21 protein-coding genes and 1 other RNA gene are annotated in these 22,981 nt (G+C 63.3%); 10 read left to right on the top strand and 12 right to left on the bottom strand.

Annotated elements, in window-relative coordinates:
- Positions 1-57: 57 nt before the first annotated feature.
- Complete coding sequence (locus tag AC0L2M_RS21930; RefSeq protein WP_473535861.1) at positions 58-1,659, bottom strand: cisplatin damage response ATP-dependent DNA ligase; 1,602 nt, start codon at positions 1,657-1,659, stop codon at positions 58-60.
- A 76-nt stretch (positions 1,660-1,735) separates the two neighbouring features.
- Positions 1,736-2,746 (bottom strand): ligase-associated DNA damage response exonuclease, encoded by a 1,011-nt coding sequence (locus tag AC0L2M_RS21925; protein ID WP_473535860.1) that lies wholly within the window; start codon positions 2,744-2,746, stop codon positions 1,736-1,738.
- 216 nt (positions 2,747-2,962) lie between these two features.
- On the opposite strand from AC0L2M_RS21925, the gene AC0L2M_RS21920 reads away from it, so the two are divergent.
- Positions 2,963-3,295, top strand: a complete 333-nt coding sequence (locus tag AC0L2M_RS21920) for a hypothetical protein (protein WP_023802068.1) — start codon at positions 2,963-2,965, stop codon at positions 3,293-3,295.
- Here the strand turns inward: AC0L2M_RS21920 and AC0L2M_RS21915 are convergent.
- The 7 genes from AC0L2M_RS21915 to AC0L2M_RS21885 all read right to left on the bottom strand — a co-directional run bounded on the left by AC0L2M_RS21915 (position 3,292) and on the right by AC0L2M_RS21885 (position 12,976).
- Positions 3,292-4,233, bottom strand: a complete 942-nt coding sequence (locus AC0L2M_RS21915; RefSeq protein WP_128174064.1) for a 2-hydroxyacid dehydrogenase — start codon at positions 4,231-4,233, stop codon at positions 3,292-3,294. The two genes, AC0L2M_RS21920 and AC0L2M_RS21915, sit on opposite strands and share 4 nt — an antisense overlap.
- Before the next feature lie 32 nt (positions 4,234-4,265).
- Positions 4,266-5,897, bottom strand: coding sequence for an ABC transporter ATP-binding protein (locus AC0L2M_RS21910; protein ID WP_473535859.1), 1,632 nt, complete (start codon positions 5,895-5,897; stop codon positions 4,266-4,268).
- On the bottom strand, positions 5,894-7,033 hold the full coding sequence (locus AC0L2M_RS21905) for an ABC transporter permease (protein WP_473535858.1): 1,140 nt from the start codon (positions 7,031-7,033) through the stop codon (positions 5,894-5,896). Before AC0L2M_RS21905 ends, AC0L2M_RS21910 begins: the two co-directional genes overlap by 4 nt.
- A complete protein-coding gene (locus tag AC0L2M_RS21900) occupies positions 7,033-8,127 on the bottom strand; it encodes a microcin C ABC transporter permease YejB (RefSeq protein ID WP_128174061.1) in 1,095 nt (364 codons plus the stop codon). Before AC0L2M_RS21900 ends, AC0L2M_RS21905 begins: the two co-directional genes overlap by 1 nt.
- A gap of 252 nt (positions 8,128-8,379) precedes the next feature.
- Entirely contained in the window at positions 8,380-10,266 is a 1,887-nt protein-coding gene (locus AC0L2M_RS21895; protein WP_473535857.1) for an extracellular solute-binding protein, read from the bottom strand.
- Positions 10,266-12,143 (bottom strand): extracellular solute-binding protein, encoded by a 1,878-nt coding sequence (locus AC0L2M_RS21890; protein WP_473535856.1) that lies wholly within the window; start codon positions 12,141-12,143, stop codon positions 10,266-10,268. Before AC0L2M_RS21890 ends, AC0L2M_RS21895 begins: the two co-directional genes overlap by 1 nt.
- Before the next feature lie 158 nt (positions 12,144-12,301).
- Complete coding sequence (locus AC0L2M_RS21885; RefSeq protein WP_287226851.1) at positions 12,302-12,976, bottom strand: c-type cytochrome; 675 nt, start codon at positions 12,974-12,976, stop codon at positions 12,302-12,304.
- A 193-nt stretch (positions 12,977-13,169) separates the two neighbouring features.
- Between AC0L2M_RS21885 and AC0L2M_RS21880 the strand changes: the two genes are divergently transcribed.
- From AC0L2M_RS21880 to AC0L2M_RS21865, 4 genes are all read left to right on the top strand, one after another.
- Positions 13,170-13,898, top strand: coding sequence for a 3-deoxy-manno-octulosonate cytidylyltransferase (locus tag AC0L2M_RS21880; RefSeq protein ID WP_027151656.1), 729 nt, complete (start codon positions 13,170-13,172; stop codon positions 13,896-13,898).
- Positions 13,899-13,925: 27 nt separating this feature from the next.
- Complete coding sequence (locus AC0L2M_RS21875; RefSeq protein ID WP_473480063.1) at positions 13,926-14,789, top strand: prephenate dehydratase; 864 nt, start codon at positions 13,926-13,928, stop codon at positions 14,787-14,789.
- A gap of 44 nt (positions 14,790-14,833) precedes the next feature.
- Positions 14,834-15,637, top strand: a complete 804-nt coding sequence (locus AC0L2M_RS21870) for an alpha/beta hydrolase (protein WP_473480064.1) — start codon at positions 14,834-14,836, stop codon at positions 15,635-15,637.
- A 92-nt stretch (positions 15,638-15,729) separates the two neighbouring features.
- Positions 15,730-16,380, top strand: coding sequence for a glutathione S-transferase family protein (locus tag AC0L2M_RS21865; RefSeq protein ID WP_473535855.1), 651 nt, complete (start codon positions 15,730-15,732; stop codon positions 16,378-16,380).
- Here AC0L2M_RS21865 and AC0L2M_RS21860 read toward each other — a convergent pair.
- Genes AC0L2M_RS21860 through AC0L2M_RS21850 form a run of 3 tightly spaced genes read right to left on the bottom strand, consistent with a single transcriptional unit; the run spans position 16,377 to position 18,086 of the window.
- Positions 16,377-16,670: a Dabb family protein gene (locus tag AC0L2M_RS21860; protein WP_128247983.1), complete on the bottom strand. Its 294-nt coding sequence runs from the start codon at positions 16,668-16,670 to the stop codon at positions 16,377-16,379. The genes AC0L2M_RS21865 and AC0L2M_RS21860 overlap by 4 nt on opposite strands.
- A 19-nt stretch (positions 16,671-16,689) precedes the next feature.
- Positions 16,690-17,631, bottom strand: coding sequence for an NAD(+) diphosphatase (nudC, locus tag AC0L2M_RS21855; protein WP_473535854.1), 942 nt, complete (start codon positions 17,629-17,631; stop codon positions 16,690-16,692).
- A 35-nt stretch (positions 17,632-17,666) separates the two neighbouring features.
- On the bottom strand, positions 17,667-18,086 hold the full coding sequence (locus AC0L2M_RS21850) for an HIT domain-containing protein (protein ID WP_128174052.1): 420 nt from the start codon (positions 18,084-18,086) through the stop codon (positions 17,667-17,669).
- Between the two features lie 366 nt (positions 18,087-18,452).
- On the opposite strand from AC0L2M_RS21850, the gene ffs reads away from it, so the two are divergent.
- The 5 genes from ffs (at position 18,453) to recR (ending at position 22,931) form a co-directional block, all read left to right on the top strand.
- Positions 18,453-18,549: signal recognition particle sRNA small type (ffs, locus tag AC0L2M_RS21845), an RNA gene on the top strand.
- Between the two features lie 106 nt (positions 18,550-18,655).
- The gene (locus AC0L2M_RS21840) at positions 18,656-20,497 is read left to right on the top strand and encodes a DNA polymerase III subunit gamma/tau (protein ID WP_473535853.1); all 1,842 of its coding nucleotides are present in this window, start codon (positions 18,656-18,658) and stop codon (positions 20,495-20,497) included.
- 93 nt (positions 20,498-20,590) lie between these two features.
- Complete coding sequence (locus AC0L2M_RS21835) at positions 20,591-20,914, top strand: YbaB/EbfC family nucleoid-associated protein (protein WP_473535852.1); 324 nt, start codon at positions 20,591-20,593, stop codon at positions 20,912-20,914.
- A gap of 245 nt (positions 20,915-21,159) precedes the next feature.
- Entirely contained in the window at positions 21,160-22,047 is an 888-nt protein-coding gene (locus AC0L2M_RS21830; RefSeq protein WP_473535851.1) for a cell wall hydrolase, read from the top strand.
- Positions 22,048-22,325: 278 nt separating this feature from the next.
- A complete protein-coding gene (gene recR / locus AC0L2M_RS21825; RefSeq protein WP_023802085.1) occupies positions 22,326-22,931 on the top strand; it encodes a recombination mediator RecR in 606 nt (201 codons plus the stop codon).
- The last annotated feature ends 50 nt before the right edge of the window (positions 22,932-22,981 follow it).

The following is a 22,981-nucleotide window of genomic DNA, read 5'->3' as shown; positions in this document are numbered from 1 at the left end:
TGCGTAGATTATAACTGTTAGAGCGTACTTTGTGCGTCCAATTGGACGCACGTCGCTCTAACTATCGAGCAGCGCCTGCAGCGTCTCGATGCGGTCGGCTTCGGCCGCCGGCTTGTCCCAGCGCAGCCGTGAAATGCGCGGAAAGCGCATGGCGACACCGGATTTGTGCCGTGTCGAGCGGTTAAGCCCTTCGAACGCCACCTCCAGCACCAGGCCTTGTCTGCGGTCGGCCCGCACCGAGCGGACCGGGCCGAAGCGCTCGATCGTGTTGTCGCGGACATATTTGTCGATCTGCCTCAGTTCCTCGTCGGTGAAGCCGAAATAGGCTTTCCCCACCGGCACCAGTTCCTCCGATCCTTCCGGGCCGGACCACACGCCAAACGTGTAGTCGGAATAGAAACTCGAACGCTTGCCGTGGCCGCGCTGGGCATACATCAGCACGGCGTCGATTGTGTGCGGATCGCGCTTCCATTTGAACCATGGACCTTTCGGCCGGCCGGTGAGATAGGGCGAATCCCAGCGCTTCAGCATCACGCCTTCGATCACCGGATGCAGCGGCTTGCGGCGCAATTCCTCCAGCGCCTGCCAGTCGGAGAATTCGACAAGCGGCGAAAGATCGAAGCGGCTCGGATCGAGCGTCTGCACGAAGCCTTCGAGGCGGCCGCGCCGCTCGCGGAAAGGGTGCATGCGCAAGTCCTCGTCGCCGATCTGAAGCACGTCGTAGCAGCGCATGAAGGCCGGGTATTGCTGCTGGATCTTCGGTCTCACGCTCTTGCGGTTCAGCCGTTGCTGCAGGTCCGAGAACGTGCCGGTCGCCTGCCGGGGATCGCCGACCAGAAGCTCGCCGTCGAGGGTGGCGGAGAAATCCATCGCCTCTGCGAGGTCAGGAAAAGCCCCGGAAACATCGTCGCCAGTGCGCGAATAGAGCCGGCGAATGCCGCCTTCCGATACCGCCTGGACGCGGATACCGTCCCACTTCCACTCGGCGGCATAGTCGGCCGGGTCGAGCTTTTCGAGGTCGCCGTCACCGATCGGGTTGGACAGCATCACCGGCCGGAACAGCGCCAGCGCTGTCTTTTTGGGTTTTTCCGCGTTGCCTTCCAACCACGCGAACAGCTCGGCATAGGGCGGTGTCAGCCCATGCCAGAGTTCTTCGATCTCGGCGACGTCGACCTTGCCGAGATCGGCCAGCGCCTGCTTGGCCAGACGCGCCGAAACGCCGATGCGCAGGCCGCCGGTGACCAGCTTGATGATGGCGAAGCGCGCCGAGATGCTGGCGCTGTCGAGCAGCCGGGCCAGCACCTTCGGCCCATCGGAACGGCTCGCCGCCTGCAATTTCGCGACGACCTCGGCGAGCGTCGGCTCATGGTTGGCGATATCCGCCGGCGATTGCGGCCAGACCAGCGACACCGTCTCCGCCAGGTCGCCGACATAGTCGTAGGAATAGCCGAACAGCACCGGGTCCATGCGCTCCATGACCAGCGCGTGCAGCATCGCCGGCTTGACCGCCGCGATGGTCAGGTCGCCGGTGATGGCAGCCAGCGCCAGACCGCGATCCGGATCCTCGACCCTGCGGAAATAATCGCTCAACAGCTTCAGCTTGCCGTTGCGCGACGGCGTCAGCACGAGGCGGTCGAGGAGTTCGGCGAAGCGGTTCATAATGCGGGCCGCGCCAATGGGCCAGCCTTGCGTTCTGTCGCGCCGCCGTGAAGCGCTACATCGGCCGTGACCACCATCAATCGCCCTCATCCTCATAGCCGACGAGATGCAGCGGCCTGGCAGCGATGCCTTCGAGTTCGCACCAGCGCACCAGGGCCTCCTCGCGGCCATGCGTCACCCAGATTTCCCCGGCGCCGGTTTCCCTTATCGTGGCGGCCAGTTCGTCCCAGTCGGCATGGTCGGAAACGATCAGCGGCAACTCGACGCCGCCCTGCTTGGCGCGCTGGCGGATGCGCATCCAGCCGGAGGCAAAGCATGAGATCGGATCGGGAAAGCGCCGCGCCCAGCGGTCGGCGAACGCCGATGGCGGGCCGACGACGATGGCGCCGGAGAAATCCTCCTTGCCACTGCTTTCGACGGTCGCCGGCTCCAGCGTCCCGAGCTCGATGCCTTGGCTCTGATAGTAGTCGCTGAGCTTGATCAGCGCGCCGTGGATGTAGATCGGCCTGTCGTAGCCGGCGTCGCGCAGCAAGCGCATGACGCGCTGCGCCTTGCCGAGCGCATAGGCGCCGACCAGATGCGCGCGTTCGGGAAACTGCGCCGTCGATTTCAGCAGGCGGGCGATCTCTTCGGTATCGGGCGGATGACGGAACACCGGCAGGCCGAAAGTCGCCTCGGTGATGAACACGTCGCACTTGACCGGTTCGAACGGCTCGCAAGTCGCGTCCCTCTGGCGCTTGTAGTCGCCCGAAGCGACGATGCATGAGCCCTGATGCACGACCTCGATCTGCGCCGAGCCCAGCACATGGCCGGCCGGATGGAAGGTTATGGTGACGCCGTTCAGCGCAATCGCCTCGCCAAGTGCTGCCGCTTGCGTCGTCCCGGCAAAACCCTCGCCGTAGCGCAGCCGCATGATGTCCAGCGTCTGTTGTGTAGCCAGCACCGAGCGGTGGCCGGAACGGGCATGGTCGGAATGGCCGTGTGTGATCAGCGCCCGGCTGACCGGCCGCACCGGATCGATGAAGAAATCGCCGGGCGGGCAATAAAGGCCCTCGGGCCGAGGGTGAAGCAGGTCGCTGGCGCGCATGGCTCCAAGATAGTTGCTAATTCCGGCGCGGGAAGCCTGTTGCAAGTGACTGCTGACTCGGCATACAGGCAACTGTCGGCGGGATCTCCATCACGAAATCGCATCAGGCCTTGTCCGGCGACCCTTTTCGTTCACCTGCGCCACACGTGGCGGCGGCTGCGAAAAAGTCCGATTCGCATGCCCGAAAGGGCAGGACACCGACAAGGAGGACGTTGCATGCGCTGGAACTTGGTGGTCTTGGCATCTTGCCTGGCAATAGCCGGTTGCGTCGGCACCTCGATCGCCGAGCGACAGGACGCGAATGTCCAGTCCTCGCTGCAATATGACAGCGTGCCTTGCGATCAATTGGTGGCGCAACGAAACCGGCTGGCGCAGCAATACCGCCTTCCGCAGGATGCCAAGCCGTCCTTCTCCGATCCCGGGGTGGGCCTCGGCCCGTTCACGCCGGATGCCCGTTCCAAGGCCCAGCGCGACGTCGAACAGGCAAGTGGCCGGATCGACGCCATGAACCGGTCGATCGCCCGCCGCGAATGTGGCAAGCCGGGTTAATACCCCGCGTTGCGATCGACGACGTTCTCGAGCTTCTCGCCGCGCTCGAAGGCGGCCATCTGGCGCAGCATGATCGGCACCAGATGCACGGGATCGGAGGTCGCCGCCGCATGCGGCGTCACTAAGACCTTTGGGTGGCTCCATAGCCGGCTGGTCTTCGGCAGCGGCTCGACCTCGAACACGTCGAGGCTTGCTTCCTTGAGTGTGCCGTCCTCTAGCGCACGCAGAATGTCGGCGTCCTTCTGCAACTTGCCGCGCCCGGCATTGATCAGCACCGAGCCGCCTAGGCCGTTGCGTTTCCTCAACTCCTTCAGCACGCCATAGTTGATGATGCCATGCGTCTGCGCAGTGAGTGGCAAAAGCACCACCAGAATGTCGGTGGCGTTGAGGAAGGGGATCAATCCGGCCTCACCCGCATAGGTTGCAACGCCGTCCATCGGCCGCTCGCTGCGCGACCAGCCATTGACCGCAAAGCCGAGCGACAAAAGCACCGACGCTGCCGCGCGGCCAAGCGTGCCGAGCCCCATGATGCCGACGGAGATGTCGCCGGCCGGCCGCTGCGGCGGCTCGTGCCAGATCTTCTTTTGCTGCTGCGACCGGTAGAGCATGCCCTGGCGATGGTGATCGAGCACCCGCCAGACGACATATTCAGTCATGTAGTGGGTCAAATTGTCGGCCACGACCTTGACGATCGGCACGTCGGGCAAGGTGGGATCGGCGAAGATGTGGTCGACGCCGGCGCCGATCGAAAAGACAACGCGCAGATTGGGCAGGGACGACAGAAGGTTCGGCCGCTGCTTCCAAACCACCGCATAGGTGATTGAAGGATCGCTGGCGCCTTCCGGCTCGAGCGCCACCTCGCGTTCGGTCGATAAGAGTTCGCGCCAACGGCCTGGATGGATACCGGTGAGGGCAAGCAGGACGCGGCCTTTTTCCATGGCGGGTTCGTTTTCCTTTATGCGGGTACAGGCTACTCGCTGACGATGCCGACCGGCGCCGTTTCGATCCTGAATGCGGCCGAGATCAGCGCCTTGGTATAGTCGGTCTGCGGCCGTTCGAAAATCTGTTCGGACGGGCCGGCTTCGATGATCCTGCCATTGCGCATGACGATGACGTCGTTGGCAAGCGCACGGATGACCTTCAGATCGTGGCTGATGAACAGATAGGCGAGGTCGTGCTTCGCCTGCAGGCTGCGCAGGAGGTCGACCACCTGCGCCTGGACGCTCATGTCGAGCGCCGAGGTCGGCTCGTCCAGCATGACGAAGCGCGGGTTGAGCACCATGGCGCGGGCGATGGCGATACGCTGGCGTTGGCCGCCGGAAAACTCGTGCGGATAGCGATTGCGCGTGGCGGGATCGAGCCCGACTTCCCCGAGCACATCGACAATGCGCTTGTCGCGCTCATCGGGCGACAGCTTCGGTTCGTGGATCTTCAGCCCTTCCTCGATGATCTCGGACACCGACATGCGCGGGCTCAACGACCCGAACGGATCCTGGAAGACGATCTGCAGTTCGCGCCGCAGCGGCCGCATGGCGTTGAATGACAGCTCGTTGATGTCGCGCCCGTTGAACTGGATGGTCCCGGTCGACGAGATCATCCTGGCCAGCGCCAGGCCGAGCGTCGTCTTGCCCGAGCCGGATTCGCCGACGACGCCGAGCGTCTGGCCGGCGCGCACAGTGACGTCGATGCCGTCGACCGCCTTCACATTGTCGACGGTGCGCCGGAAAAAGCCTTTCTTGATCGGAAACCAGACTTTTATGTCCTGGCCGGTCATCACTGGCCTGGCGGCCGCGTTGGCGGCCGGCGGCTTGCCCTTCGGTTCGGCCGCCAAAAGGTGCCGCGTATAGCTGTGCTGCGGGCTGGCGAAGATTTCTTTCGTTGGCCCGGTCTCGACGATCTTGCCCTTGGTCATCACACAGACTCGGTCGGCGATCTTTCTGACGATGCCGAGATCATGGGTGATGAACAGCATCGACATGCCCTTGCGGCTCTTCAGCTCCGCAAGCAGTTCGAGGATCTGCGCCTGCACGGTGACGTCGAGTGCCGTCGTCGGCTCGTCGGCGATCAGCAGTTCCGGCTCGTTGGCCAGCGCCATGGCGATCATGACGCGCTGGCGCTGACCGCCGGAAAGCTGGTGCGGATAAGCGTCGAGCCGCTTCTCCGGCTCGCGGATGCCGACCTCGTTGAGCAACTCCAGGGTGCGCGCCTTGGCCTGGCGGTCACCCAGGCCCTGGTGCAGCGTCAGCACCTCGACGATCTGCTGCTCGATGGTGTGCAGCGGGTTGAGCGAGGTCATCGGCTCCTGAAAGATCATGGTGATCTTGTTGCCGCGCACGCGGCGCAATGCCTTCTCGTCGGCAGCGAGCAGGTCGGCGCCCTGGAACAGGATCTTTCCCGACGGATGGCTGGCGGCGGGATAGGGCAGCAGCTTCAGCACCGACAGCGCCGAGACCGACTTGCCGGAGCCGGATTCGCCGACCAGCGCCACCGTCTCGCCCTTGGCGATGTCGAAGGAGATGTGGTCGACGGCCATCGACTGGCGGCCTTCCTGCGCGAAGGCGACACTGAGGTCGCGCACCGAAAGGAGAGGGGCTTCGCTCATCTGAACGTCTTGCGCGGATCGAAGGCGTCGCGGGTCGCTTCGCCGACGAAGACCAGCAGCGACAGCATCAGCGAGATGACGACGAAGCCGGAAATGCCCAGCCATGGCGCGTTGAGGTTGCGCTGCGCCTGCTTGAGGAGCTCGCCCAGCGAGGCCGAGCCGGGCGGCAGGCCGAAGCCAAGGTAGTCGAGCGAGGTCAGCGTCGAGATCGAGCCGCTGAGCAGGAAGGGCAGGAAGGTCAGCGTCGCCACCATGGCGTTGGGCAACAGATGCCGAAACATGATAGTACCGTTGGGTACGCCCAGCGCGCGCGCGGCGTTGACATATTCGAAGTTGCGGGCGCGCAGGAACTCGGCCCGCACCACGCCGACCAGCGCCACCCAGGAGAACAGCAGCATCAGCCCGAGCAGGATGAAGAAGCCGGGCGGCAGGATGGCGGCGACGATGAGGAGCAGATAAAGCACCGGGATCGCCGACCAGATTTCTATGAAGCGCTGGAACACAAGGTCGGTCCAGCCGCCGAAATAACCCTGCAATGCGCCGGCCGTGACGCCGATCACCGCCGAGCCGGCGGTGAGGATAAGGCCGAACAGCACCGAGACCCTGAATCCGTAGATGACGCGCGCCAGCACGTCGCGGGCCTGGTCGTCGGTGCCCAGCCAGTTCCAGTTGCCGATGACGCAATTGGGGTCGGCGGCACCTTGCGGATACTGGTTGCAACGTGTCTGGACGTCATAGAGCCAGGACGGCTTGGTCGGCGCCGCCTCCGGGATGGCGTTGTTGACGGTCCGGTAGGAGTAGCGGACCGGTGGCCAGATCATCCAGCCATGGGCATTGATCTCGTCCTGGATGACCGGGTCGCGGTAGTCGGTGACCGCATAAAAGCCGCCGAACTTCTCCTCGGGATAAGCGACCACGACCGGAAACAGGATTTCGCCCTTGTAGGAGACGAGGACCGGCTTGTCGTTGGCGATCCATTCGGAAAACAGCGACAGCACGAAAAGCACGAGGAATATCCACAACGACCAGTAGCCGCGCCGGTTGGCCTTGAAATTCTGCAGCCGCCGCTGGTTGAGCGGCGACAGCCAGGGCCGTGCGATCCGCTCCGGCGCCGTTTCGGCTGCGGCACCGGCCATCAGACGTCCCTCCGCTCGAAGTCGATGCGCGGGTCGACCCAGGTATAGATCAGGTCGGACAGCAGCCCGACGATCAGGCCAAGCAGCGAGAAGATGTAGAGATTGGCGAACACCACCGGATAGTCGCGCTCGACCACCGACCTGAAACCGAGCAGGCCGAGGCCATCGAGCGAAAAGATGTTCTCGATCAGCAGCGAGCCGGTGAAGAAGGCCGAGATGAAGGCGCCGGGAAAGCCGGCGACGACGATCAGCATGGCGTTGCGGAAGACGTGGCCGTAGAGAACCTTCCGTTCCGACAGGCCCTTGGCGCGCGCGGTCACCACATACTGCTTGCGGATTTCCTCGAGGAACGAATTCTTGGTCAGCAGCGTCGTGGTGGCGAAGGCCGACAGCACCAGCGCCGTCAGCGGCAAGGTCATGTGCCAGAGATAGTCGACGATCTTCGCCGGCCAGGACAGCTGGTCCCAATTGTCGGAGGTGATGCCGCGCAGCGGAAACCAGTCGTAGAACGATCCGCCGGCAAACAGCACCATCAGCAGGATGCCGAACAGGAAGCCCGGGATGGCGTAGCCGACAATGACGACGCCGCTGGTCCATACGTCGAATGCCGAGCCATCCTTGACTGCCTTGCGGATGCCGAGCGGGATCGAGATCAGGTATGACAGCAGCGTGATCCACAGCCCGATCGAGATCGACACCGGCATCTTCTCCAGGATCAGATCGATCACCGAGATGTCGCGGAAATAGCTGTCGCCGAAATCGAACCGGATGTAGTTCCACAGCATCATGCCGAAGCGCTCGAGCGGTGGCTTGTCGAAGCCGAACTGCTTTTCCAGCTTGGCGATGAACTCGGGGTCGAGCCCTTGCGCGCCGCGATATCTCGAACCGGCTTCGCCAGCCACGTCGAAATTGCTGGCGCCGGCGTCACCACCGCCGCCGCCAAGGCGATCGCTGCCGCCCTGGTTGGTCAGCCTGGCGATGACCTGTTCGACCGGCCCGCCCGGCGCGAACTGGATGACGGCGAAAGACACCGCCATGATGCCGAACAAGGTCGGGATCATCAGCAGGATGCGGCGCAGGATATAGGCGCCCATCAGGCGTTGTCCTCCTTGAGGAGGAGCACCGCCTCAGACCAATTATCGACGCCAGCGCCGCCCCTCATTGTCCTGCCGGACATTTCTCCCCGTTTAGTGACGGGGAGAAAGAAGCTGGCCGCAGTCTTGGCGCATGTTCTGCAACATTGGATATTCGCGAAATCATCGATGAAGGCACCCCTCTCCCCGTCACTAAACGGGGAGAGGATGCCGGCAGGCAGGTGAGGGGCGGCGCCGACGCCTGCAAGAAAGTCACCCTTTGCCAATCTTTGCCGCCTTGTCCTTGTCGAACCACCACAGCGCCTCGACCGGAAAGCCGAAATCGGGCTTCTGCTCGGGAAAGCCGAACATGTCCCAATAGGCGACTCGGTGATTCGCGAGATAATATGTTGGAATCCAGTCTAGCCGCGCGCGCAAGACCCGATCGAGCGCTTTGAGCGCCGTGATCAGTTCGACCCGGCTCTGCGCCTTGCCGGCTGCCTCGATCAGTGCATCGATGGCCTTGCTTTCCGTGCCGGGATAATTTCGCATCCCCGGCGTTTTCGCCATCCGCGAATCGTAGAGTATCTCCAGGCCGTCGGCAGTCGGCGTCGCCCCGATCGACCAGGCGAGCAGGGTGAAATCGAAATCGAAATTGCTCTGCCGCTGTTCATATTGCGTCGAATCGACCTGCCGGATCGAAGCGTCGATGCCGATCGTTTTCATGTTCTCGGCCCACGGCGACAAAAGCCGAACGATGCCGTCGTCCTCGGCCAGCATTTCCACCCGCAGTGGCTCGCCCTTTTCATTGACAACGAAATTGCCCGCCCGCTTCCAGCCGGCTTCGGCAAGCAGTCTCGAAGCCGCGCGCAGCAGCTTGCGGTCGTGGCCCGAACCGTCGGAGACAGGCTGCATCACCGCCTCGCCGAAGGTTTCCGGCGGCAACTCGGCTCGGAACGGCTCCAGCAGGGCCAATTCCTCGGGCGAGGGCAGGCCCTCGGCCTTGTAATCCGACCGCTCGAAATTCGATTGCGAGCGCTCGTAGGCGCCGTAAAACAGAACCCGCTTGGTCCATTCGAAATCGAAGCAATTGGCGATCGCGCGTCTGACGCGCACATCGCGGAATTGAGCACGACGCTGGTTCAGCGCGACAGCCTGCATGGATGGCGTTTTCTCGCCGGAAAATTCGCGTTTGACGACCCGGCCGTCCTTCAGTGCCGGAAAGTCGTAACCGGTTGCCCATACCCGCGAGGTAAATTCTTCGCGAAAATGCGTGTCCCCCTTCTTCAGGGCTTCAAACGCTGCCTGGCGATTGATGTAAAAATCGATGCGGATGCGGTCGAAATTATAGACGCCGCGGTTCACGGCCAGATCCCTGCCCCAATAGTCGGCGACGCGCTCATATTCGACGGTCTGTCCGGCCGCCACGCGCCCTATTTTGTAGGGTCCGGAGCCGAGCGGCGGTGTCATCGTCGAGGCATCGAAATCATTGACCGTATAAAAGGCTTTGGACACGATCGGCATGGCGACGATCGCAAGGATATTCTGCGCGGATTGTTTGCCGTTGAAGGTGAGGTCCACGGTAACCGGATCGGCCGCAACCGCTTCCGTCATATGCCGCAACGCCTGGGAGAGGTTCGGATGGCCCTTGTCCTTGTAAAACTTCAATGCGAAGGCGACGTCCTCCGCGGTCATTGGCGAGCCGTCGTGGAAGCGTGCTTGCGGTCGCAGGCTGAAGCGGAAGCCATTGCGGTCCGGCGACAAGGTAACCGACTCGGCAAGCCGGCCATAGACCGCATCCGGCTCATCGAGTGCGCTAGCCATCAGCGAATCGAAACAGAGTTCGGTGCGCGGCGGCGATTCCCCTCTCAACACCAGCGAATTCAGCGTGTTGAACGTCAGGAAGCTCTGATTGAAGATGGAGTTCGGCGGTGCGAAATTCATCTGGCCGCCCTTGGGCGCGTCCGGATTGACATAGTCGAAATGCGTGAAACCTGGGGAATATTTGAGGTCGCCGAAGGCCGACAGACCATGCAGCTTGACCCCCGTCGGGATGGCGGCGAAGGCGCGGCCGGGCAACAGCGCTGCCGTCGTGGCCGCGACGCCCAAGGCCAGAAAGTCGCGGCGGGCCAGCGAGACGCGGCGGGGGAGCGCCGCCATCAATTGCCACTCTTGTATTTTGCCGCCAGCGCCTTTTCCTTGTCCGCATCGATCCACCAGGAATTCTGGTCGACGCCGCTATAGGCCGGCTGCTTTTCCGGGATGCCGAACTTATTCCAGTACGCTATCCAGACCGCCGACCGATGGTGTTGCGGCACGACATAGTAATTCCACAGCAGCACCCGGTCGAGCGCATGGGTGGCAGCAACCAGATCGTCACGGTCGGTCGCGAAGATGACGCGGTCGACCAGCGCATCGACGACCGGATTCTTGATGCCGGCATAGTTGCGCGATCCAGGCGTGTCTGCGGACTTGGAACTCCAGAAGTCACGCTGCTCGTTGCCAGGCGAATCCGACTGCCCCAACTGCGATATGGTGACGTCGAAATCGAAATTGTTGACGCGGTTGATGTATTGGGTCTGGTCGATCAGCCGCAGCGTGGCGTCGACGCCGATCTTGCGCAGATTGGCGATATAGGGACTGGAAAGGACCTGGTCGGTATCGTTCCAGCCGAGGATTTCGAACTTGAACGGCTCGCCTGTCTTGGCATTGACCATCTTGCCGCCCTTGATCACCCAGCCCGCCTTGGCGAAGAGATCGACCGCAGTCTTGAGATACTTGCGTTCCGCCTGCGGCGAATCGTAGACCGGCAGCTTGAATTCCTGGGTGAAGACTTCGGGCGGCAGCTTGTCGCGATATTGCTCAAGGATTTCCAGCTCCTTGCCTTGCGGCAGGCCGCTCGATGCCAGTTCGGTGCCTTGGAAGTAACTGCTGGTACGGGTGTTGGAACCGAAGAACAAGGTACGATTCATGGCCTCGAAGTCGAGCGGGTAAGTCAGCGCGGCGCGCACCAGACGATCCCCAAACAGCGGACGCCTCGTGTTGAGCATGAAGGCCTGCATCGGTTCGGGTGAGGCGGTCTTGAATTCCTGCTTGATAACGTCGCCGGCCTGGACCGCCGGGAAATTATAGGCGGTGTTCCAACGCCTCGAACTGTTTTCCGACCTGATGTCATGCAGTCCGCCCTTGGTGAAGGCCTGCCAGGCGGCATTGTCGTCGAGAAAGTAGCTGAAACGCTGCCTGTCGAAATTTTCTCGGCCGATCTTCACCGGCAGCTTGACACCCCAGTAGTCCGGAACCCTCTGCCAGATGATTTCAGAGCCCGGCTTGAAGCTGGCGATCTTGTACGCGGCCGACCCCAGCGGCGGCTCCTGCGTCGGCCTGGTGATGTCGCGCTTCTTGCCGGTGGCGTCGGTACCTTCCCACCAGTGCTTTGGCAGCACGACGAGATCGCCGAGAATCTTGGGCAGTTCCCGGTTGCCCTTCTGGTCGAAATGGAATTCCACCTCGCGGTCGGAAACCGCGACCGCATCGGTGACATTCTCGAAATAGCGGCTGTACATCGGGCTATTGGCCTTCAGCACCTGAAACGACCAGATTACATCGTCGGTGGTGATCGGCTTGCCGTCATGCCATTTGGCCCGCGGATCAAGTCGGTAGGTCGCCGACGAATAGTCGTCGGGATGTTTGTAGGCGTCGGCGATCAGCGGATGGCTGACGCTGCCTTCGTCAGTCGCCTGCTCCATCAGCGTGTCGTAGAGCAATCCGCCGCCGAACGGGGCGAAGCCAGCCGCGGCGGAACCCTGGACGATATAGGGATTGAAGCTGTCGAACGTGCCAAGCACCACCGAATTCAGCGAGCCGCCCTTCGGCGCGTTCGGATTGACGTAATCATAGTGCTGGAAGTTGTCGCCATATTTGGAGTCGCCGATCAGCGACGAGGTGGTGCGCCATTCATCCGCCAAGGCTGCCTGCGGGCCGCCGGCAAAAGCCGCCACAACCAGCATCGATCTGAGAAACGTTCGGCCAACCGTCATGCCTTCTCCTCTGTGCGATAGCTGTTAGCGGACAATCTAGTTCATTTGACGCTCATGAAAACCGCGACAGGCCGGCTTTGTCGCCGCACATGCGCTTTCCCAATTGAAAAAGCCGGGCTGAACCCGGCTTTTCTAAGAGTTTGTCCATGACAATTGCGTTATTGCGCTGGAGCCGGTGCGGGAGCAGCAGGGGCCGGAGCTGGTGCGGCCGGTGCCGCACCCTCTGCCGGCTTGGCCGGCGCCGCGCCTTCGGCGGGCGCGGCTGCATTCTCGGCCGAAGCGCCGGGTGTCGGCAGCGGCTTCGGATTGTCCGACAGCGTGCGCAGATAGGCGATGACGTTGGCGCGGTCCTCGTCCTTCGGCAGGCCGGCGAAGCCCATCGCCGTGCCCTTCACCAGCTTCTTCGGCGAAAGCAGAAAGTTATTGAGGTGGTCGTACGTCCATTTTTCCGCGCCGCCCTTGGAAAACTCTTTCATGCCGGCCGAATAGGCGAAGCCCGCATGCTCGGCGATGGGACGGTCGACGATATCCCAGAGATCAGGGCCGACCTTGTTCGGTCCACCTTTTTCGCCGGTGTGGCAGGCCTGGCACTTCTTGAACACGGACGCACCCGCCTCGACATTGGCGTTGGCCAGGAGGTCGGCGATCGGCTTGGCTTCGGCGGGGGCTGCCGGGCCGCCCTCGGCAGGCTCCTCGGTCGCCTCGATGGCGTAGCCGGGTTTTTCCGGTGCTGGGGAGGCGAACAGCGCGTCGGATATGATGCCGACCGAGAAGACGACGAACACGGTTCCGAGCAGGCCGCCGATCAGCTTGTTGATTTCGAAAGAGTCCATACGCCCCAGGCTCCCTTTTCCGGCGGACCGATCCGTCCACTCCGTCCGTCGGTAATCGTGAACCACCCCGCGAGGCGGTCAAATCGGGCGGAAACTAGGTCTTTTGCTCTGGCGTTGCAACACCTATAAGGGCGCTTCCAGTGAGACCTTTTGCCACTTTTCCCTTCCTCTTTTTCGGATGCTTCATCACCCGATGTCCACGCTGATCCTCATCCCGGCCCGCATGGCCTCAACCCGCCTGCCGGGCAAGCCGCTGGCCGACATCGCCGGCGTTCCGATGATCGTCCATGTCGCCCGCCGCGCCGCCGAGGCCGGGCTCGGCCGGGTGGTGGTCGCTACCGATACTGACAGCGTGGCGGACGCGGTGCGGACGCACGGTTTCGAGGCGGTGATGACGCGCGTCGGCCACGAATCGGGCTCCGACCGCATCTTCGAGGCGCTGGCCACGCTGGATCCCGGGCGCAAGGTCGAAACGATCGTCAATGTGCAGGGCGACCTGCCGACAATCGATCCCGACATCATCAATGCCGCACTGAGGCCTTTCGAGGATGCGACGGTCGACATCGCCACTCTTGGCATCGAGATCGTCCGCGACGAGGAAAAGACCAATCCGAATGTCGTCAAGATCGTCGGCTCGCCGCTGTCGGAGACACGGTTGCGGGCCCTCTATTTCACCCGCGCCACCGCACCCTGGGGCGAGGGGCCGCTCTATCATCACATCGGCCTCTATGCCTATCGCCGCTCGGCGCTCGAGCGCTTCGTCGCGCTGAAGCCGTCGCCGCTGGAACGGCGCGAGAAGCTCGAGCAATTGCGGGCGCTGGAGGCCGGCATGCGCATCGACGCCGAGATCGTGCAGTCGGCGCCGTTCGGCGTCGACACGCCGGACGATCTCGAACGCGCCAGAACCGTCCTTTCAACCTGAGACATCTGGACACCTGAGACATTTGGCATGCCTGAGAAAACCAACAGAATAGCCTTCCAGGGCGAGCCGGGCGCCAATTCCGACACCGCCTGCCGCAACATGTTCCCTGATATGGAGCCGTTGCCGTGTCCGACCTTCGAGGATGCTTTCAACGCGGTCGAGACCGGCAAGGCCGACCTCGCCATGATCCCGATCGAAAACACGATTGCCGGGCGCGTCGCCGACATCCATCATCTCCTGCCGGAATCGAAGCTGCACATCGTCGGCGAATATTTCCTGCCGATCCATTTCCAGCTGATGGTTCTGCCGGGCGTCAGGCGCGACGAGATCAAGACCGTGCACAGCCACATCCACGCGCTCGGCCAGTGCCGCAAATATATCCGCAAGAACGGCTGGAAGCCGGTGGTCGCCGGCGACACGGCGGGCGCAGCCAAGCTGGTCGCCGAGCTGAAGGACCGCACCATGGCCGCGCTGGCGCCGGCTCTGGCCTCGACGCTCTATGGGCTCGACATCATCGAGCAGAATGTCGAGGACACCGACAGCAACGTCACCCGCTTCGTCGTGCTGACCAGGAACAGGCAGTGGGCAGAACGTCCCTCGGCCGAGGCCAGGATGATGACGACGTTCATCTTCCGCGTCCGCAACGTGCCGGCCGCGCTCTACAAGGCGATGGGCGGCTTCGCCACCAACGGCATCAACATGACCAAGCTGGAGAGCTACCAGCTCGGCGCATTCACCGCGACCCTGTTCTACGCCGATATCGAGGGCCATCCCGACGATCCGCTGGTAAAACTGGCGCTCGACGAGCTTGCCTTCTTCTCGCGCGAAATGCGGATTCTGGGCGTCTACCCGGCCAGCCAGTCGCGTGAGCAGTGGAAGGTGGCGGACTAGCTCAGCGCCTTGCCAGGTGACGAGCATCGGGCGACATTGCTGCGATGTGGCTTCTGAAACTGACGCTCGCGGTCGCTGGATTGTATGCGGTGATTGTTGCGGTCGTGTATGTGCTCCAGTCCTGGCTGATCTTTCCGGCCGGCCTTGCGGCTTTCGGACCCGATCTGCCGGCTGGGGCCCGCCATGTCGAACTGGCGACAGAGGATGGCGAGCGCGTCGTTCTGGTCCGCCTGCCGGCAAGGCAGGCGCCGGCCGAGCCACGCCCGCTGCTGCTGGGGTTCGCCGGCAACGCCTGGAACGCCGACGCACTTGCCCTCATGCTGCACCAGTTATTTCCCGAACATGAGGTCGCTGCGCTGCACTACCGCGGCTATGCGCCGAGCAGCGGCAGCCCGTCGGCCGCCGCCCTGTTCGAGGACGCCCGACGCGCCCTTGACCAGCTGGCCAGCGATGCCAAAGCCGGCATCCTCGCGATCGGCCTTAGCATCGGCGCTGCGGTTGCGGCCGATCTGGCGACGTCCCGGCCGTTGCGCGGCATCGTCATGGTGACCCCCTTCGATTCGCTGAGAGAACTCGCCGCTCACCACTATCCCTGGCTGCCGGTGCGCCTCTTGCTGCGGCACCGCATGGAGGCAGCGGAATCTCTGCGCGACCTCGATGTGCCCACGGCCGTCATCACCGCCGAGAACGACACCATCGTACCTGCGGCGCGTTCGGCGCCCCTGCGCGAGGCTGCCCGCGACCTGCGCAGCCACATCGCCATAGCGGCTGGCCACAACGACCTCTATGACCATCCCGACTTCGCCGGAGCGCTACGCGCCTCCGTTGCGGCGGTCATGAGCGATTGAAAAACAATTCGCAGATGTCGGAATTCCGGCGCGACATTCGTCCTTTGCTTGCCGCAATCGAAGAAGGGAGACGACGAGATGAAGGCCTGCCCATGACCCCCACCATCACTGCCTTTGAACGGTCGCCCGATCGCGGCAGGGGACTGGCGCGTGACATGCGCGTTCGCTGGGCGCTTGAAGAAGTCGGCCAGCCCTACAGGGTTCGTCTTGTTTCGTTCAAGGCGATGAAGGAACCCGCGCATCTCGCGCTTCACCCTTTCGGGCAGATTCCGACCTATGAGGAAGGCGATCTTGCGCTGTTCGAGTCGGGGGCGATCGTGTTCCATATCGCTGAGCGCCATGCTGGCCTGCTGCCAGACGATGCGAATGCCAGGGCGCGCGCAATCTCATGGATGTTTGCCGCGCTAAACACCGTGGAGCCGCCGATCCTTGAACGCCAAACCGCCGTGCTCCTGGAGCGCGACGAGACCTGGCACGAACAGCGCCTGCCTATGGTCGATGATCGCATCCGTGACCGGCTGGGCGAGCTTTCCGGTCGCCTTGCCGATGCCGACTGGCTCGATGATGCGTTCAGCGCCGGGGATCTGATGATGGTGCACGTGCTGCTAAGGTTGAGCGGGTCGGGTATGCTGGACGAATATCCGAACCTCTCCGCCTATGTCGTCCGCGGCGAAGCCCGGCCGGCCTACAAGCGTGCTTTCGCCGCTCAACTGGCGGTTTTCACCGGCAAGTCACCGACTTAACTCAATGGCGCGTAGTCGATCTCCAAAAACGCCGCGACTTCCGGGATCCAGCGGTCGCGGACGAAGGCGACGTGGTCGGGATGGTCGTTGTAGCCGGAATAGGCGGCCTGGTCGGCGAACTCCATCGAGAAGCCGAAACGATAATCGTTCTTCGGGCTGACCTGCCGCAACTGCTCGAATTTCTCGACGCCCGGTATCGCCGCCAGTATTTTGGCGTCTGCCAGAAATTTTGCCTCCTCGGTCGAGCTCTCCTTGTGCTTCAGCCTGAACACCACTGTATGTCGGATCATCTTTGCTTCCCCTGCAAGGCTATGCGCTGTCGGCCCAGGCGCGGATGAGGTTGTAGGCGATCGCCCCCTTCGGCGGCGTGACCAGGCCGCCCGTATGTTCACGGGCCAGCATCGACAGCACCTCGTCGCGAAAGAACCAGCGGCAGTCTTCCAACTCGTTGAGGTCGGCCTGGATGTCGTCGTTGAGCGGCTCGCCGAAGCAGCCGATCATCAGCGAATAGGGAAACGGCCAGGGCTGGCTGGCGTGATAGACGACGCGGCCAAGCCGGATACCGGCTTCCTCCAGCGTTTCACGGCGCACCGCCGCCTCGATCGTCTCGCCAGGCTCGATGAAGCCGGCAAGCGCCGAATACATGCCGGGTGCGAAATGCCGGCCGCGGCCGAGGAGGCACTTTTCACGCGTCGCCGTCAGCATGATCGCCACCGGGTCGGTTCGCGGAAAATGCTCGGTGGCGCAGGCCGGGCAAAGCCGCTTGTAGCCGCCGGCCCGCATCGCGGCTTCTGCGCCGCATTTGCTGCAGAAGCGGTGGCTGGCATGCCAGGCGAGCAGCGCTGCTCCTTGCGCCATCGCGCCGGCCGCCGCCTCGTCGATCAGCCCCTGCATGTAGACCGAGCGATAGTCGATGGCCTTGATCGTCTCCGGCAGTTGTTCGGGATCGAGCCCGGCCGGCACGGCGAGCACCGGGCCGCTGTCCGAAAAACCGAGCAGGACGCCACGGTCGAGCGACGCCTCGAGCGGCCGGCTTTCCTCGGCGCCGAACCAGGGGTCGAAGCCGCCACCGCTGAGCTTCAGATAGAGCCGCCCGGCATGCATCAGCAAAAGCCTGGCTGAGGGATCGGCGAGCGCCTTTTCGACGGAATCGTCGGCGCGGTTTTCCGATTGCCGGTCGATCCTATTGCCGGCGAAGCCGACGAACTGGCTCGGCTCGCGCAAAGGCGCGTCAAACAGGCGGAAGCTCATCGGAGACCCAACTTCAGGATGGACACGGGACAGGCTTATAGCGCCGCCTTTATCTTCTGCGCAAACCGGCGGAGGTCCGAGCGCCCGTAGGGCTCGCGCATACCGTGCCCCCACACCGGGCCCGGCCAGCCGGGATCGCCTTCCGAGCGCGCGACGACATGGACATGCAACTGGCGGACGATGTTGCCAAGTGCGCCGCTGTTTATCTTGGTGCAGCCGGTCACGCTTTTCAGCGCCTGTGCCACCATGTTGGTCTCGAAGGTCAGCATCGCCTGGTCGAGCGGCGTCAAATCATGGATTTCCTCCGCGCCCGGCCGCTGCGGCACCAGAAGCAGCCACGGCCAGCGGCGGTCGTTCATCACCCGCAATTCGCACAGGCCGAGCCACATCAACTGCTCGCTGTCGGCCTCCAGACGAGCATCCAGCGTGAATCCGGCCTCGAGGCCCGGCGACATCGGCGTTTCCTTCACTTTTGTCGTATTTTTTTACTCCATGGACGCTAGAGCGGCTGCCGTCAGCCCGCAAGAGGGCGGCAAGCGAATCAAGGGCTATCGTGGCGATGATGGTCCGGCGAAGAACTCAGGGTATGGCCTGCCAAGACTTTGGGCTGGAATGAAGCCACCATCCCGCGCCCCCTCTGGTCTGCCGGCCATGTCTTTCGCTCATCTGTTCTTGCTTTGTACCGGCCGCTATGCCAGTAGTTTCAACATGGTGCTTAATCGCGCCAGCGATCCGCCTCCGAGGCGGTTTTTTATTTTCTGGTTTCACCGCCCGTCACTGCGCCCTTGCATTTCATCGCCGGATTGCCGATATGGGAGCCGGGAGGTTGGTGGTGGACGGTCCACTCGCCAACCGGGTCAGGTCCGGAAGGAAGCAGCCCTAACGAGCCCGGAACGGGTCATTGTTCCAGCCTCCCACCTCTTCGCCTTTCTCCCGCGACATTGACGGCGCCAAGCCCTGCGGGCGAAACTATGCGCAGGAATCGGCCGCCTTGAGCCGCGGCCCCTTGGAGCTTTATGGGCGAATGAGCGAAGCCGGAAATTCGGGAACGGAAAAAGCCGCCGCCTATCGCGTTCTGGCGCGCAAATACCGTCCTGCCAATTTCTCCGAACTGATCGGCCAGGAGCCGATGGTCCGCACCCTCACCAACGCTTTCGCCACCGGCCGCATCGCCCAGGCCTGGATGCTGACCGGCGTGCGCGGTGTCGGCAAGACGACGACGGCGCGCATACTGGCGCGGGCCCTGAACTACAAAACATCGACCGTCGACCAGCCTTCGGTCGATCTTGCCGTGCCGGGCGAGCATTGCCAGGCGATCATGGAAGGCCGCCATGTCGACGTCATCGAGATGGACGCCGCCTCGCACACCGGCATCGACGACATCAGGGACATCATCGAGCGCGTGCGTTACGCGCCGGTGTCGGCGCGCTACAAGGTCTACATCATCGACGAAGTGCACATGCTCTCGACGCAGGCCTTCAACGGCCTGCTGAAGACGCTGGAAGAGCCGCCGCCGCACGTCAAATTCATCTTCGCTACCACCGAAATCAGAAAAGTTCCGATCACCGTTCTGTCGCGCTGCCAGCGCTTCGATCTCAGGCGTATCGATGCCGGCACGTTGGTCGCGCACCTCTCCTCGATCGCCGCAAAAGAAGGCATCGCGGTCGATGACGACGCGCTGGCGATGATCGCCCGCGCGGCCGAGGGCTCGGCGCGCGATTCGCTGTCCATTCTCGACCAAGCGATCGCCCATGGCAGCGGCGCAGTCAGCGCCGAAGCGGTGCGCGCCATGCTCGGGCTGGCCGACCGCGCCCGCATCGTCGACCTGTTCGAACATGTGATGAAGGGCGATGTGGCGGCCGCACTGGCCGAATTCCGCAACCAGTACGACACCGGCGCCGATCCGGCCGCTGTGCTGACCGACCTGGCCGAGTTCAACCATCTCGTCACCCGGCTGCGCTTTGTGCCGACAGCCCTTGAGGACGCCTCGCTGTCAGAGGATGAGCGACGGCGCGGCGCCGATTTCGCCAAGGCGCTGTCGGTCAGGGTGCTGTCGCGGACCTGGCAGATGCTGTTGAAAGGCATTCCCGAGGTGCAGTCCTCCAACCGGCCGGTCAGCGCCGCCGAAATGGTGCTGATCCGGCTGGCGCATGCCGCCGACTTGCCGACACTGGACGAGGCGCTGAAATCGCTGGAGGGCGCAGCGTCGGTGCCGAATGGCGCGCCACGCTCGAATGGTGCACCCGCAACCTCTGCCGCCGCAAATCCCGGCCCGGCAAATCCCGGCCCAGCAAATCCCGGTAATGGCGGCGCCAGCGTGGCGCAGACGCGGATGCCGGCGGCCAATGGCGGCGCCCAGACCATGCGGCTGGTCGAACCCGACCCGATGCCTGCGCCTTTCGTTCCGGCGCCGGAGCCGGTCGCCGATGCGCCGCCGGTGCCGGTGAAATCGCTGGCCGACATCATCGCCCTTGCCGACGCCCAGCGCGACATCGCCTTCAAGGTGCTGGTCAAGCGCTGCGTGCGCCTGGTGCGCATCGAGCCGGGCCGCATCGACGTCAGCCTGACCGATGACGCGCCGAAGATGCTGCTCAACGATCTGACCGCCAAATTGCGCGCCTGGACCGGACGCAGCTGGCTGGTGTCGCTGTCGAAAGAAGCGGGCGGCCAGACGCTGGCCGAGATGGAATCGACCAAGCGCGAAAACGCCCTCCTCGATGCCAAGAGCGACCCGACCGTCGCCGCCATCCTGGCGCGTTTTCCCGGCGCCAAGATCATCGACGTGCGCATTCCCGACGCACCGGAAGCCGATGCGGTGGAGGCCGAGGTTCCGATCGAGCCGGCCACCGACGAAGACGAAACCTAAGCAACCGAAGGTCAGCGAAGCAAAAAATGGGAGCCGGTTTTCGGAGACGATCATGCTTAAAAAAGAAACAAATCAATCGTAGAGGACCACGCGATGAAAGATCTTCTCGGCCTGATGGGCAAGGCGAAAGAAATGCAGGCCAAGTTCCAGGCCATGCAGGACGAGATCGCTACGTTGGAAGCCACCGGACAGGCCGGCGGCGGCCTGGTCAGCGTGACGCTGACCGGCAAATTCGAGATGAAGTCCCTGCAAATCGACCCGTCGCTGTTCAAGGAGGACGAGGTCGAGATTCTGGAGGATCTGCTTTTCGCCGCCCACAATGACGCCAGGGCCAAGGTCGAACAGATGATGCAGGAAAAGACCCAGGCACTGACCGCAGGACTGCCGATTCCGCCGGGAATGAAGCTGCCGTTCTAAGAGGCTGTATGCCGGTCGAGCGAGACCATGGCTTTGGCCCGGCCGGCCGCTGCGAAGCTGCGACACTCGAAGGCCATGCCGTCACATGTGGCCGAAGAGCGCAGCGATCAACGCCACCTGCCCGGCCAGCTGTGTCCATTCGGCAACTCTGCTCCCTTAATAACGCTTTAGCCATCTTTTTGCCCGAAAGTGTCTCATTCTTGCCGCAACCAGGGGCGGGCTGGCGACAGAATGAGGGGATATCTTTGATCGTGACCCGATGGAAGACGCCGTTGCTGCTCGGCGTCATCACCTCTCCGCTGTTTTTGGCCGCCTGCAGTCAGACCACGCACGGCCTGTCCGTGGCCAGCCTGACCGATACCGCTAGGTCCCGGCCCTACAATCACACAGCGAAGGACAAGGAGTGCCTCCAGCGCGCGATGTTCTTCGAATCCAACCGGTCGAGCCGCGACGGCATGATTGCCGTCGGCACGGTGGTGATGAACCGGCTGCGCTCCGGCAAGCACGGCAACACCATCTGCCAGGTGGTCGGCGAACGCGGCCAGTTCGCGCCGGGCGTGATGACACGGCCGATGAATTCGAAGGCGATGCCCGATGTCGAGGAAGCCGCCGAGGCGGTGCTCAAGGGCGAGCGCAAGGCCAAGCTGAAGAACTCGATGTTCTTTCACACCGCCGGCCTGCGTTTCCCCTACAAGAACATGCACTACACCATGGTCGCCGGCGGCAACGCCTTCTACGAAAAGCGCGGCCGCAACTGGAAACCATTGCCGGACGAGCCAACGGTCGCGGTGGCACAGGCGACGCCGCGGCGGTCGCGCGCCGCAGGGGTGACGCTCATGGCCTCTGCTGCGCCGGTCGCCAAGGCGGCGCCCAGCAAGGTGACCTATGTGACGGCGGTCGCATCGCAACCGGCAAAGGCTACTCCAGGGAAGGCAACGCCGGAGAAGGTGACCTTTGTGGCGATGCAGGAGCCGGACGCCGCCCGTTTCGGCAGCACCGCCGGTGCGCAACCAGCTACGTCATTTTCGGCGGCGCCGGCCGAGCCGACGATGTCGTTTGAATCGACACCCGAGAACACCGATGCGATCGGTGCGATGATCGCCGGCCAGGGCAGGCCGCTGGAAGCCTACTGAGGCGATCGACGGTCGACGTCGGCGCCGCCCCTCATCTGCCTGCCGGCACCTTCTCCCCGGATAGTGACGGGGAGAAGGGATCTGGCCACAACCTTGGCACCCTTCCTGCAACGCCGGAAATTGGCGAGATCATTTGAGATGGCGTCTTTCTCCCCGTCACTATACGGGGAGAAATGCCCGGCAGGGCAATGAGGCGCAGCGCAAACCTGAGCGATTGTTCGCAGCAGCCGCGCCGCAGGAGAGTTCCAAAACCAATTGAAAAATCCTAAACCGATGCGATGTCGAAGCGAATCGCCGGTCCCGAGATCGAACGCCTGATCCAACTCCTGGCCAAGGTGCCGGGGCTTGGGCCCCGTTCGGCCAGGCGGGCAGCGCTTCACCTCATCAAGAAGAAGGAGCAGTTGCTGTCGCCGCTCGCCGCCGCCATGAGCGAGGCGGTCGACAAGGTGCGCATCTGCTCGACCTGCGGCAATGTCGATACGTCCGACCCCTGCATGATCTGCACCGATCCGCGCCGCGACGCCGGCACGCTCATCGTCGTCGAGGACGTGGCCGACCTGTGGGCGCTGGAGCGGGCGGCCGCCATGAATGTCCGCTATCACGTGCTCGGCGGCTCGCTGTCGCCGCTCGACGGCATCGGCCCCGAGCAGCTCAACATCCGCTCGCTGGTCGACCGCGTCGCCGGCGGCGAGGTCAAGGAGGTGATCCTTGCCGTCAACGCCACCGTCGAGGGTCAGACCACCGCGCATTATCTCACCGATCAATTGTCCGGCTTCGATATCAAGGTGACGCGGCTGGCGCATGGCGTCCCGGTCGGCGGCGAACTCGACTATCTCGACGAAGGCACGCTGGCCGCCGCGCTGCGCTCGCGGACGGCGTTTTGAGGAAGGGGGGGCCTATTGAGATGATTGCATTCCGTCGCGCCCCCCTCTGT

The organism is Mesorhizobium sp. WSM4806 (genome assembly GCF_055811635.1).
Note: the sequence above shows the minus strand (reverse complement) of the source record. Positions and strands in the feature narration are given on the sequence as shown.